Raw genomic sequence first — 13,296 nt, 5'->3', positions numbered from 1 at the left:
GTGTTTGGAGAACCATTTTACATCGTTTCGCGCGGGCGGCACATGAAAGAGATACTCATCCACATTCGACACCCGGTTCGAAACGGATGTTCTGCTTTATGGCAACAGCCTCTAAGGAACAAAAGCGTGAGCGGGAAAGTTAGTTGAACGACAACAGCTTCACCCGTCTAGGGAGGACATAATAATGAAACGCGCCTCTATTGCCGCCATCTCTTTCGTTGCCTTGGGCCTTGGCTTCTCGATCCCCGCGCAGGGTCAGAGCATCCAGATCGGCCCAGGCGGCGTCACCGTTGAACCCAATTATCGCGGCGACCGCGACCGCGATCGTTACCGCGACCGGCGGGAGTATCGCGGGATCAGTTCACGTGACGCGGCCCGCGTCGCCCGCTCCAACGGGATGGTCAATATTCGGGATGTTTCAGAGCGTCGCGGTCGTTATGTCGTGCGTGGCGATGATCGGCGAGGCCGCGGCATGATCGTCACCGTTTCCAGCAGGACCGGCGATATTATCGACGTTGAGCGCGAGCGCCGTTGGTAACAACCGGACAACGCACCGCTTTTCCTTCATGGGAGCCGGCTGAAAAGCTCGGCTCCCATCTTTATTTCCGTCGGAACTTCCCTATATTCAGATGTGCTGGCGCAAGCCGGCTATGGCGATAAACGGACATCGAAATAAACCATTCGGACCCGGGGGCGGTACCCGGCGCCTCCACCAAAATGAGCCTGTGGGCTCATTCTGATGGGGGCGAAATAGGATCGACGAGGGTGTAAAGGGTGCTCTTTTGCTCGGCATGGTACCGCCGTTATCGGACCAAACCTGTAGTTGCAAACGACAACTATGCTCCGGTTGCTCAGGCCGCGTAATGCGGTTTGAAATACCGACTCAAAGCCCTGTGGGTTAGCACCTTCAGGCGGGGTTCGGAGGCACCTGGCAACAGAAGCCTCCACTATCATTTCGGCCGAAGGGCCAAGGACGAGAAGCGCGGGGACAATGCCGACTGACCTTATTCGCTACGATCTGCGCGCCCAGGAGGCTCTTCGCGGACTGGTCCGCAAGGTTCTGTCGGATGTGGCGCGCGACGGTCTTCCCGGCGAGCATCATTTCTTCGTCTCCTTCCGCACCGGCGCGCCGGGAGTAAAGCTTTCCCCCCGCCTGCGCGAACAGCATCCGGAAGAGATGACCATCGTCCTGCAACATCAGTTTTGGGATCTCGAGGTGATGGAGAACCACTTCACGGTGGGTCTCTCGTTCGGTGGCGTACCCGAAAAGCTGGTGGTGCCCTATGAGGCACTGGTCGGCTTCTATGATCCATCCGTGCAGTTCGGGCTGAAGTTCGAGATCGCCGAGAGTGCACCGGCGGTGGAGGATGAGGTCATATCGGCCCCATCCGGCCCGGGCGCCGATATCACCAGCATTGCCAAACCGTCAGGCTCCGAAGCAGAGCCGAAAGCCGATGCGGACGAACCGGCCGCGGCATCTGACGACGGCGAAGGCGGCGCGCAGGTCGTCAGCCTCGACAAATTCCGCAAGAAGTAACGCCCGAGCAACGGTGACGACCGCGCTTGGCTCATGCTAGACAGCCGCGCATTAGCCGTGGCGCGCGTCCGCGCGCCTTCATTCTTTGAACGCAAGGCCTCGCTGATGACCGCGACACGCACCGAAACCGATACCTTTGGCCCCATCGAAGTTGCTTCCGACCGCTATTGGGGTGCCCAGGCCCAGCGCTCGCTCGGCAACTTCAAGATTGGCTGGGAAAAGCAACCCGCACCGGTCATCCGCGCCCTTGGCATCGTGAAGCGCGCCGCGGCGGAAGCCAACATGAGCCTCGGCCGGCTCGATCCAAAGGTTGGCGATGCCATCGTTCGAGCCGCGCAGGAAGTGATCGAAGGAAAGCTTGACGATCATTTCCCGCTCGTCGTGTGGCAGACCGGCTCGGGCACCCAGTCCAACATGAACGCCAATGAGGTGGTCTCCAACCGCGCCATCGAGATGCTCGGCGGCGAGATGGGATCCAAAAAGCCGGTGCATCCGAATGACCACTGCAACATGTCGCAGTCGTCAAACGACACCTATCCGACGGCCATGCATATCGCCTGCGCCGAGGAGATTCATCATCGCCTGCTGCCGGCTCTGCAAAAGCTGCGCAACGCCCTGAACGACAAGGCCAAGGCCTGGGACAAGATCATCAAGATCGGCCGCACCCACACCCAGGATGCGACGCCCATCACTCTCGGCCAGGAGTTCTCCGGCTACACGGCACAGGTCGAGAACGGCATCGAGCGTATCGAGCAGACCATGCCCAAGCTCATGGAACTGGCGCAGGGCGGCACCGCCGTCGGAACCGGCTTGAACGCGCCAGTCGGCTTTGCCGAACTGGTGGCTGAAAAGATCGCCGCGATCACGCAGATGAAGTTCACGACGGCGCCCAACAAGTTCGAAGCTCTCGCGGCACATGATGCCATGGTGTTCAGCCACGGCGCCATCAACACCGTCGCGGCCTCCCTGTTCAAGATCGCCAACGACATCCGCTTGCTCGGCTCCGGCCCCCGCTCGGGTCTTGGCGAACTTGCGCTGCCCGAGAACGAGCCCGGTTCATCCATCATGCCTGGTAAGGTCAACCCGACCCAGTGCGAAGCCCTGACCCAGGTTTGCGTCCAGATCTTCGGCAATCATGCCGCCCTCACCTTCGCCGGCAGCCAAGGCCACTTCGAGCTGAACGTCTACAACCCCGTCATGGCCTACAACTTCCTGCAGTCTGTCCGTCTCATGGCCGATGCCGCGGTGTCATTCACCGATAACTGCGTTGTCGGCATCGAGCCGCGCGAGGACAACATCAAGGCCGGTCTTGAGCGCTCGCTTATGCTGGTGACAGCGCTTGCTCCGAAGATCGGCTACGACAATGCCGCCAAGATCGCCAAGACCGCTCACAAGAACGGAACGACGCTGAAGGAAGAAGCCATCAATCTCGGCCTCGTCACCGCGGAGGAATTCGACGCCGTGGTGCGCCCGGAGAAGATGATCGCTCCCGAGTGAGTTTGCAAAACCCGAGGGGTGATGCGCTATCCTGGCGCGTCGCCCCTTAAGCGGAACCAGCCATGGCCGAGGTCATCAATCTCAATAAGGCGCGCAAGGCCAAGACGCGCGATGAGAAAACGGCAAGAGCCGAGCAGAACCGCGTCAGCTTCGGCCGCACCAAAGCCGAGAAGGATGTCGAGCGGATGAAAGCCGAACAGGCTGCGCGCAACCTCGACGGTCACAGACGCGGCCGAGACGAACCGTGACAGGCACGATCGTCAAGCGGTCCATCGAAATCGCGGGTCACCGCACCTCCATCAGTCTGGAAGATGCGTTCTGGGCCGCACTCAAGGATATCGCGGCGATCGAGGGCAAGACGCTGCGGGCGCTGATCGCCGAGATCGATTCCTCGCGCGGCGGCACCAACCTGTCGTCGGCTATCCGGCTGCGCGTATTGGCGCACTACCGCCATCCCTAGGCTTACCGCAAGGGCAAGTCCCGCGGCTGGATCTGCGGCGAAAGGATCAGCGGCCCCTGCCCTTCAGACGGCGTGATGCTGAAAGGATCAACAGGCGCGCGTGCACCGGGCGGCGGTCCGATCTCAAGCGGCGGCGGCAGCGCCGGGGCCTGTCGGGCCATCCGCTCCTGCTCAGCTCTTCGCGCGGCGGCGCGGCGTCTTTCCTCTTCCGCCCGGCGCTGCTGGTCCCGAGCATCCATTTCACGGCGCAGGCGTGCTCGCTCATGCGCGGCATCCTCAAGCTCGTGGATACGTTTGACTTCCCGCTCGATTGCTTCCCCGGTCAAGAAGCTGCTCAAACCGGTCACATCCACCTCCCGGCGGGGTTCGGTCAGGCGCCCCGTGAAGTTGAGGGAGACACGCGGCAGAGCCGATGGTTCGATCTCGTCCATGGTCTGTGGGCCGACGCCGATGGTGCTCTGCAGGTGAAGCCGTGCAAGATCGAGGGTGGCAAGGGCCGATATGGTCGCCGCCGGCGCGTCGACAGCCATATTGGATAGCCGCACCGTTCCCCCTGCAACGGAAAAGGCACCGGTCGCCTCGGTGATGGTGAGATCATCCTTAGCAGCCTCCGCCGAGAAGGCTTTGGCGATACTGGCGGGCGCAAGATCGAGGCCCTGTTCCGCCGCGGTTCGAATGCGGCTGAAGGCCGTCGGATCGAGACCTGCGATGGTGACATCCCTTAAGGTCAGTGAGCCCCCTCCACTCAGCCCCCCTACCGCTTCGGCAATCGTGGGGCCGGAACCCTGGACGTCCATCGAGAGATTGCCCTGACCCACGACGGCAGCCTTTCCATCAGCCCCCTGCCACAGCACCGCGCTTAGATCGGCGTTGGTGACATTGATCGTCGTTTTCAATGTCATGCCTTCGTCGAGCAGCGACAGCCCGAGTGCCGCCTCAAGACGGCCGCCGGCGATCTCACCGCTGACCTGATCAAAGCGCGCTTCACGCGGCGCAAGCACCAGAGTGGCCTTCGCCGCGCGCAGGGAGGGCACCATCGGCAGCCCGACCTCCTCCAGCGACAGGCCGATTTGCCCGGTGAAACCGTCAAAAGGACCAGGTGCCACGGGCCCGCTGGGCCACGGAGCTTCCCGGGCGGGACCATCGAAAGCCAATGGACCAAGTCCCATCGCCATGGCTTCGGACAGATCAAGACGCGCCAGTTGCAGCGCCCCGGACACGGTGCGCCAACCACCGCCGGCAAAGGCGAGACGGCCCGCCACCGCACGGCCATCCACCATGCCCTCGATATCCGAAAAAGCCATGCGGTCCTTGCTGAGATCAAGCCGCGCCTCGAGCGCGATCGGCAAGGAATCCAGCGTCACCGGCGGGAGACGCCCGAAGCGCGACATCAGACGCGAGATGTCGGCGCTGGCCAGCGAGGTCTGCAAGACACCTTTCAGCTCGCCGCCGGCGAATGCGAGATCGCCATGGGCGTCCAGGTCCGTCTCCAGCATATCGACCTCAAGCCGCGTCGCCACCGCTTTCGCCAGGAGCCCGCGGGCTCCCAGCACCAATCTTCCCGGACCGCCGCTCTCCAAGGAGACCACCGGAAATCCCAGCTGCTGCAGCAATCGGTTCGCCTCGGCCGCATTCACACTCGCGCGGGCCTCAATGGTGGCATCGGCCGCCGGCGCATCCAGCTTTAACTGAGCGTCAACAACCGACCCTCCCGCAGTGCCCTTGGCGCGCAGCAGCACGCCTCCGGCCTTCTCAGGATCAGCTCCGAAAACGACTTCGGCGTCCATGGGCGCCAGAACGGCGGCACGATCCGCAAATCCCTCCGCGACGGCATCCGGAAGAGGGCTTTTGCGCAGGAGGGCAGCGATGCCGTCAAGCTCGCGGGCCGAGATCCGGCCGCTCAACATGCCACTCACCGCGCCCGAGCGGATCTCCAGGTCGCCGGAGACATCGACCTTTGCGCCGCCGACATCGTCGAGTGCGAAGCGGCGCACCGTCAAATCCCTACCGTGGGTCACCAGATTGATCGAAACGCCGCGCGCATCGAGCCCGGCGTAGCGTATTGCCTTCGCGTCGAGGGCAAGATCCACGGCTGAGGCGACCTCTATCGATCGGGAAAGTCCGGGAAGATCGATGGCATCGAGATCGAGGCGTTCTGCTGTGACAGCGGCCGCAAGTGACGCCGCCCCACCCTTGCGCTCCCAGACCACGCGCCCCTCCGCCGTTTCGCCGTCGAGCGAAAGTGTGGCCTGAGACAGCTCCACGCGCGATGCGGAGGCTTCGACGTCGCCCAGAAAGGAGATTGTACTGATACCGGGAAGCCGATCGGTACCGCCAAGCCAGCGCGCCAGTTGCGGCCAGTCCCGAACGTCAGTCTCGGCGCGGCCTTTGAACGTTGGCCCGCCAGGACCCATGGCGAGCCGTCCGGCGACCGCCGCACGCGCACCACCGGGAAACCGAGCCTGGGCCTTGCGAACCGCGATGGCCGAGCCGTCTCCGCCGGCGGTTTCAAATGCCAGATCGACGTTTTGAATGAGCTCCTGGCTTATAAGAAGGCCGTCGGTTTTCAGCTCAACCGCCAGCGGCATTCCTGAAGCCGGACGCTCCAACCGGGAAAGCAGCATCTCCAGGGACTGGCGCGGGGTGCGCGGCTGATCGCCGGGGCCCAGCAGGCGATCAACATCCAGCTGCCGGGCGGACAGCGTGACCTTGCCTTGCGGCCGCGCGCCAAGCGCCAGATCGCCGAAGCCTTCCAGACGCAATGCCCGATCATCGGGACCAAGCTGAAGACTGAAGTCGTCAATGCGGACAGTACGGGGATCGGCGACAAGACGCCCCTCAATGCGCCAGCTCTCTATAGTAGTATCGGTCGCTGCGCGCGTCAGCACAGCCCGCCCCTGGAATGAGGGCCTGAGGCCGGAGAAGCTCAGAAAACCATCGAGCAGAAGATCACGTGCCGGCGTATCGGAGGTGAGCTCAAGGCGGGTCTGCATCCGCTCGCCGGCGAAACGACCGGTCGCGAGCTTCAGATCATAAGCCTTGCTGCCGCGGATTCCGCGGCCTTCGAACTTGAAGGGACCCATCAGCGAACTGGCGCTGCCCTGCCCAAGGATACCTGTGATTTTTTCAGACCGGCCCGTTTCCGGATCCAGAACCACCAGCACGCCCTGCGTGATACCGATCCGCTCCAGAGTGACCTTCGCCGGATCGACCAGCTGGAGGGAGTTGGCTTCCAGTGGCAGCGCGAGCTCGCCGTCCGGCCCGATCTCGACCGTCAGGCGGGGCGCCACCACATCGACGTCGCGGACATGCACTTCCCCTCTCAACAAGGGAGCGGGGAAAAGCCTCAGCGAAAAGGATGTCGCCTCCAGCCGCGCCTTCTCTCCCGGAGCGCCCATTTCAACGTCGTTGAAACTGATGGAGGGATGGGGAAGAAGCCGTGCCTCCACCGACCCGCGCACGTGCACCGGCGTCCCCACAATCTGGCTCGCCCGCGCTTCGAATTCCGCGCGATAGGCCGTCCAGTCGACGAAGTAAGGTCCGATCAGCGCGGCACCCAGTGCCAGAACCAATGCCGCCGCTATGGTCGTCAGAATCGTATTCACGAAACCTGCGCGTCCTACCAAAAGGGTACGGCGCCCGATGCGCCTGAACTCCCTTTATGCCGTCACACGGGCTAGATTGCGACAAGCTTTCCCGGGTTCATGATGTTGTGAGGATCGAGCGCCCGCTTGATGGCGCGCATGGCGTCCAGCGCCCCGGCGTCATGCTCCTTGGGAAGATAGGCCATTTTGCCCTGTCCCACGCCGTGTTCACCGGAACAGGTGCCGCCCATGGCGAGGGCGCGCTCCGTGAGACGCCCGATGAACGCTTCGACGCGTGCGATATCACCGGGATCATCCATATCGACCAGCGGCAGTGTGTGGAAATTGCCATCGCCGACATGGCCCACGACGGTTGCGATCACACCCGAGGCTTCGATGTCGGCCTTGGTCTCGGCTACGCATTCGGCGAGACGTGAGATCGGCACGCAGACGTCGGTGGAGAACGCTCTGGCTCCGGGGCGAAGCGACTGAGCGGCCCAGAATGCATCATGCCGCGCTTGCCACAGAGCGCCGCGCTCCTCCGGATGTGTGGTCCAGCGGAAGGGACCTCCGCCGAATTCGCCCGCGATGGCGCCGAAGGCCTCGGCTTGTTCGGCAACGCCGGCGGTGGAGCCGTGGAACTCGACGAAAAGCGTTGGTGTCTCCGGCAGGCCGAGCTTTGAATAATTGTTGCAGGCGCGGACCTGCACCTCATCAAGAAGCTCGATGCGAGCAATGGGAATGCCCATCTGAATGGTCATCATCACGGCCTCGCAGGCCGAAGCGACGGAAGCGAAAGGGCAGATGCCGCCTGATATCGCTTCCGGAATACCGGCCAGTCGCACCGTCAGTTCCGTGATGATGCCGAGCGTTCCCTCTGATCCGACGAGAAGACGCGTGAGGTCGTATCCGGCGGAGGACTTGCGGGCGCGGGTGCCGGTGTGGATCACTTCCCCATTTGCCAGCACCACCGTCAGCGCAAGGACATTGTCCTTCATAGTGCCATAGCGGACGGCATTGGTGCCGGAAGCCCGCGTCGCGGCCATGCCGCCAAGCGAGGCATCTGCCCCGGGATCGATGGGAAAGAACAGCCCCGTGTCGCGCAGATGCGCGTTGAGCTCGGTGCGGGTGACGCCCGCCTCCACGGTTGCGTCGAGGTCCTCGGCATGGAGCGAAACGATGCGCTTCATATCCCTGAGACAAATGGTGACGCCGCCCAGGGGTGCATTCACATGGCCCTCGAGCGAGGTTCCCGTGCCGAACGCTATGACTGGCACGCGATGCTCGGCACATGCGCTCACCACTTTGGCCACCTCGTCGGTCGTCTCGGCAAAGACCACCGCATCAGCGGGCTGGGTAGGCAGCCACGTCAACGTATGGGCATATTGATGGCGCACGGCCTCGGCGGTCGACAGGCGCGATCCGAAGTATTCCTTGAGGCTGTTGATAGCCTTGTTGACGGCAGCAGCCGAAGGTCGCTGGGCAGGCGTTGCTGTCATGGAACTGTCACTCCCCGCTGTTAGGCCCGCTACCACTTTATGGGGCGTTCTGTGGAAGACCTCTCGTTTGCCTCCGATCATGCATTCAATTCCGCAACTTTGCGATTATCCTCACCTCTCAGCGATGGCTGGTGGTGCCAGCTCCCTCCCTCCTGACTGCGATGGGAATTCGACCTTGAGCTTCGCGCGTTTCCTGACGAACCTGCGTGACCGCATGAGCCCGGTGCCGCCTCTGGCACAGGGTGACCAAAGACAGGTCGGGGCGATTCCCTTCACAACCGTCGATAGTCAGACGGTATTCCTCATCATAACATCGCGCCGGACAGGCCGTTGGATCTTCCCCAAAGGCTCCATCATACCAGGCATGACCGCTTGGGATTCGGCGGCCCAGGAGGCCTTCGAAGAAGCTGGTGTCCGCGGCATCGTCGAGGAGACGCCTATCGGCACCTACAGCACGATCAAAGCACGCGAAATGCGGCGGCAGCGCCTGGAGGTCGATCTTTATCCGCTGCGTCTGACGGAACAGCTTACCTCCTGGCCCGAGGACGGCCAGCGACACAGACATTGGGTCGTCATGTCGGACGCCAAGCGCCTTCTGTCCGACACCCAATTGGTCGAGATCATCGAACGGCTCGACGCCCGCGAGCGATTGGCGCGCAGCTAAAGCGCCAGCGCACCCATCACGGTGTAGAGCACCGCCGCTAGAGCGGCGGACGCCGGCACCGTGATAACCCAGGCTGCCACGATACCGATGAGATGTTGCCGCCGGACAAGACGGCGACGTTCGCGCTTCAGCTGATTGCGAATTGCATCTTCCGGTGTCTTGTTCAGTTTCGACGGCTCGAGAAACAGGCTGCGAGGCTGCACCGCCGGATTGCGCACGCCCTTGTTGGTCAGCCGCTCGCGCAGAAATCCCACACCGAAGATCGCCCCGACAGCGATGTGTGTGGAGGACACTGGCAAACCGAGAGCTGATGCAAACAGCACGGTGACCGCCGCGGACAGAGCCACGCAATAAGCTCGGATCGGGTCCATCTTGGTGATCTTTTCGCCCACCGTGCGGATTAGGCGTGGCCCGAAAAGCGAAAGCCCGATGGAAATGCCGGCGGCGCCGATGGCCAGCACCCACAACGGCAGTTCGACCACGCCTGCCTCAGTCGAGCCGCCAGCGACCGTCGCAACGATGGCCGCCAAAGGACCGACAGCATTGGCAACGTCGTTTGCGCCGTGGGCGAAAGACAGCAGGGCCGCCGCGAAAATGAGAGGGATCGAGAACAGGGTCGCGATCTGCTTGCGACGGTTCTCCATGCCTTCCGAGCGCCGCCGCACCCATGGCCGGCACAGGATGTAGCCTCCCGCGGCGAAGCCAGCACCCAGCGCGATTACCCAGGGTGTCGGCACCGACGTGATGCGCTGAACGCCCTTGCTGGCCATGTACATCGCGAAAACGCCAAGCATGAGCGCGATCAAAACCGGCACCCACCGGCGCGCCGCGGCGACACGATCCGGCTGAAACAGGATCGACCATTTCACGAAGCCCAGAAGAGCCGCAGCAAAAATGCCCCCCACGACCGGAGAGATCAGCCAGCTGGCCGTGATCCGCGCAATGATGTGCCAGTCGACCACATGCGCGCCCGCAGCCGCAATTGCCGATCCGACGACAGCGCCCACGATGGCGTGCGTGGTTGAAACCGGCGCACCCAGAATGGTGGCGACATGTATCCACATGGCGGAAGCGAGCAATGCCGCCATCATCAGGATGATGAACTGCTCCGATGACAGCGGGCTATCGGGATGGATCAGATCGCTGGAGATGGTTGACACCACGTCCCCACCGGCCAGCATAGCGCCGGCTGCTTCGCAAATAGCAGCTATGACGATGGCGCCGCCCAGCGTGAGGGCCCGGCTGCCCACGGCGGGGCCCATGTTGTTCGCCACATCATTGGCACCGATTGACAGCGCCATGTAGCCGCCTATGACGGCGGCAGCGATCACGGCCCACCCCAGCGGGCCTTCCGTCACATAGAGGCTGGCCAGCAGCAGCACGACGACGAAGAACATTGCCGTGAGGCCAGGCACAGCAAGGGAGCGCGATAGACTGTAAGTCGCCTGTTCGAGATGAACGACCTTCTTCAAGTCCTTGTCGATGGTGCTCTGCGCCACGAGATCCCCGTGCCTTGACGTGTTGCGGCGCGATTATCATCAACACGAAGATGATGCATGCCTTTTTCGCGCCAAGCGGCGCAATTCGGCGCTTGCATCTTGGCTTACCGCGCCTGCCATGACAGAACGAACAAAGAACACGCTGGCATTGTGGCGTCCTGACATGATGCAATCACGCCACCGATTCATTATATCGGCCTAATGCTCCCAAGGACCCTGCCGTGACCGATTCCGCCCGCACGCCCCCTGCCCCCGCCCCGGCCATCAGACCCGGCGGCATCGCGGCTCGTGCCATGGGCGCACGTCCTGCCGCCGCCTATCTGGAAGGCCTCAATCCCGAGCAGCGTCACGCTGTAGAGACATTGGATGGGCCAGTGCTAGTGCTTGCCGGCGCAGGGACGGGCAAGACACGCGCCCTGACGACCCGCATCGCCCACATCCTGGCGACGGGCAAGGCGCATCCTTCGCAGATCCTGGCGGTGACCTTCACCAACAAGGCCGCGCGCGAGATGAAGGAGCGTATCGCAGCACTCGTAGGAGGTGTTGCGGAAGGCATGCCGTGGCTCGGCACCTTTCACTCCATCGGCACCAAGATTCTCCGCCGCCATGCCGAGCTTGCCGGCCTCAAGTCCGGTTTCACCATCCTCGACACCGACGATCAGATCCGGCTGCTGAAGCAGGTTCTGCAGGCGGAAAATATCGATGAGAAGCGCTGGCCCGCCCGCCAGCTCGCCCATCTCATCGATGGCTGGAAGAATCGGGCTATCGGCCCCGACAAGGTCTCGGCAGCCGATGCCGGCCTGTTCGCCAACGGCCGCGGCCCCGATCTTTACGCCCTCTATCAGGAGCGCCTGAAGATCCTCAATGCCACGGATTTTGGCGACCTGTTGCTGGAGCCGATCCGCATCTTCCGCGAAAATCCCGATATCTTGGCCGATTACCACCGCCGCTTCCGCTACATCCTGGTGGACGAGTATCAGGACACCAACGTCGCGCAATATCTCTGGCTTCGGTTGCTTGCGCAGGGATCGCACAACATCTGCTGCGTGGGTGACGACGATCAGTCGATCTACGGCTGGCGCGGCGCCGAGGTGGACAACATCCTGCGCTTTGAAAAGGATTTTCCCGGCGCAACGGTGATCCGCCTGGAGCGCAATTACCGCTCCGACGGGCACATTCTCGCCTCCGCATCCCATCTGATCGCCCACAACGAGGGGCGACTTGGTAAGACCCTTCAACCACAGGGCGACATCGGCGAGAAGGTGACCGTCAACGGCGCCTGGGACAGCGGCGAGGAGGCGCGCACCATCGCCGACGAGATCGAAAGCCTGCAAAACAAGGGACATGCGCTCAACGACATCGCGATCCTGGTGCGGGCCTCGTTCCAGATGCGCGAGTTCGAGGATCGCTTCGTCACGGTAGGCCTGAACTACCGCGTCATTGGCGGCCCGCGCTTCTACGAGCGCGCCGAAATTCGGGACGCCCTCGCCTATTTTCGCTGCGTCGTAAGCCCAGCGGACGACCTAGCCTTTGAGCGGATCGTCAACACCCCGAAACGCGGCCTTGGCGATGCGAGCATCGCGCTGTGCCATGCCATCGCCCGGGCGCAGAAGATACCGCTCATGGCAGCGGCGCACATCGCGGTCGACAGCGGCGAACTCAAGCCCAAACCCCGCGCGGCGTTGAAGGATGTGCTGGATCATTTTGCGCGCTGGTCGGCTAGGCTCGACCAGATCACCCACACCGAACTTGCCGAAATCATCCTCGATGAGAGCGGCTATACCGAGATGTGGAAGCGGGATCGGTCGGCCGATGCCGCCGGCAGGCTTGAGAACCTGAAAGAGCTGGTCCGGTCCATGGACGGCTTTGAGAATATGGCCGGCTTCCTGGAGCATGTGTCGCTGGTGATGGACACCGAGGGCGGCGCCGGCTCGGATGCGGTGACGATCATGACCCTGCACGCCGCCAAGGGTCTGGAATTCGATACAGTGTTCCTTTCCGGCTGGGAGGAAGGCCTGTTTCCGCACCAGCGCTCTCTGGATGAAAGCGGCCGGGCGGGCCTGGAGGAAGAGCGCCGCCTCGCCTATGTCGGCATCACACGTGCCAGGAAACGCGCCAAGATTTCCTTCGCGTCCAACCGCCGCATCCACGGCATGTGGCAGACGTCGATCCCCTCCCGCTTCTTGGACGAACTGCCGGAGGAGCATGTGGACGTGTTGGAGGCACCGGCCACCTTCTCCTCATCCTATGGCCGCAGCCGCTTCGATGGGCTGGCGCCCTTCTCGTCGAGCTACGCGACCCCCGGCTGGCAACGCGCGCAGGCCAATCGCGCGGCCCCTCAGGCAGAGACCTTCCGCCGCGGACCAAGAGTTATCGAGGGCGAACTGGTGGCAAAATCCACCGGCACCAGCGCCTATCCCGTCGGCACTCGCATCTTCCACCAGAAATTCGGCTATGGACATGTGGCCATGGTGGAAGGCAACAAGCTGACGGTCGATTTCGACAAGGCCGGACAGAAACACATCCTCGACAGCTTCGTCGAGCCGGCCTGACCTT

General features: G+C 62.8%; 10 protein-coding genes and 1 other RNA gene. 8 read left to right on the top strand and 3 right to left on the bottom strand.

What is annotated here, in order from left to right:
- The first annotated feature begins 184 nt into the window (after positions 1–184).
- The 6 genes from IEV58_RS09900 to IEV58_RS09875 all read left to right on the top strand — a co-directional run bounded on the left by IEV58_RS09900 (position 185) and on the right by IEV58_RS09875 (position 3,494).
- The gene (locus tag IEV58_RS09900; protein WP_188409562.1) at positions 185–538 is read left to right on the top strand and encodes a PepSY domain-containing protein; all 354 of its coding nucleotides are present in this window, start codon (positions 185–187) and stop codon (positions 536–538) included.
- A 56-nt stretch (positions 539–594) separates the two neighbouring features.
- Positions 595–949: a transfer-messenger RNA gene (gene ssrA / locus IEV58_RS09895) on the top strand.
- A 42-nt stretch (positions 950–991) separates the two neighbouring features.
- Positions 992–1,537, top strand: coding sequence for an SspB family protein (locus IEV58_RS09890; protein ID WP_188409561.1), 546 nt, complete (start codon positions 992–994; stop codon positions 1,535–1,537).
- 105 nt (positions 1,538–1,642) lie between these two features.
- Positions 1,643–3,034: a class II fumarate hydratase gene (gene fumC, locus IEV58_RS09885; RefSeq protein ID WP_188409560.1), complete on the top strand. Its 1,392-nt coding sequence runs from the start codon at positions 1,643–1,645 to the stop codon at positions 3,032–3,034.
- Positions 3,035–3,096: 62 nt separating this feature from the next.
- Complete coding sequence (locus IEV58_RS09880) at positions 3,097–3,282, top strand: DUF4169 family protein (RefSeq protein ID WP_188409559.1); 186 nt, start codon at positions 3,097–3,099, stop codon at positions 3,280–3,282.
- A complete protein-coding gene (locus IEV58_RS09875) occupies positions 3,279–3,494 on the top strand; it encodes a ribbon-helix-helix domain-containing protein (protein WP_188409558.1) in 216 nt (71 codons plus the stop codon). Before IEV58_RS09880 ends, IEV58_RS09875 begins: the two co-directional genes overlap by 4 nt.
- 2 nt (positions 3,495–3,496) lie before the next feature.
- On the opposite strand, the gene IEV58_RS09870 is transcribed toward IEV58_RS09875, so the two are convergent.
- A complete protein-coding gene (locus IEV58_RS09870; protein WP_188409557.1) occupies positions 3,497–7,099 on the bottom strand; it encodes an AsmA family protein in 3,603 nt (1,200 codons plus the stop codon).
- Positions 7,100–7,170: 71 nt separating this feature from the next.
- Positions 7,171–8,577 (bottom strand): FAD-binding oxidoreductase, encoded by a 1,407-nt coding sequence (locus tag IEV58_RS09865; protein ID WP_188409556.1) that lies wholly within the window; start codon positions 8,575–8,577, stop codon positions 7,171–7,173.
- A 175-nt stretch (positions 8,578–8,752) separates the two neighbouring features.
- On the opposite strand from IEV58_RS09865, the gene IEV58_RS09860 reads away from it, so the two are divergent.
- The gene (locus IEV58_RS09860; protein ID WP_188409555.1) at positions 8,753–9,241 is read left to right on the top strand and encodes an NUDIX hydrolase; all 489 of its coding nucleotides are present in this window, start codon (positions 8,753–8,755) and stop codon (positions 9,239–9,241) included.
- On the opposite strand, the gene IEV58_RS09855 is transcribed toward IEV58_RS09860, so the two are convergent.
- Positions 9,238–10,740: an inorganic phosphate transporter gene (locus IEV58_RS09855; protein WP_188409554.1), complete on the bottom strand. Its 1,503-nt coding sequence runs from the start codon at positions 10,738–10,740 to the stop codon at positions 9,238–9,240. The two genes, IEV58_RS09860 and IEV58_RS09855, sit on opposite strands and share 4 nt — an antisense overlap.
- Positions 10,741–11,033: 293 nt before the next feature.
- On the opposite strand from IEV58_RS09855, the gene IEV58_RS09850 reads away from it, so the two are divergent.
- The gene (locus IEV58_RS09850) at positions 11,034–13,292 is read left to right on the top strand and encodes an ATP-dependent helicase (RefSeq protein ID WP_188410272.1); all 2,259 of its coding nucleotides are present in this window, start codon (positions 11,034–11,036) and stop codon (positions 13,290–13,292) included.
- The last annotated feature ends 4 nt before the right edge of the window (positions 13,293–13,296 follow it).

Origin of the sequence: Agaricicola taiwanensis (assembly GCF_014635245.1) — a bacterium.
GTDB lineage: Bacteria > Pseudomonadota > Alphaproteobacteria > Rhizobiales > Methylopilaceae > Agaricicola > Agaricicola taiwanensis.
This window is presented reverse-complemented; position numbering and strand designations above follow the sequence as displayed.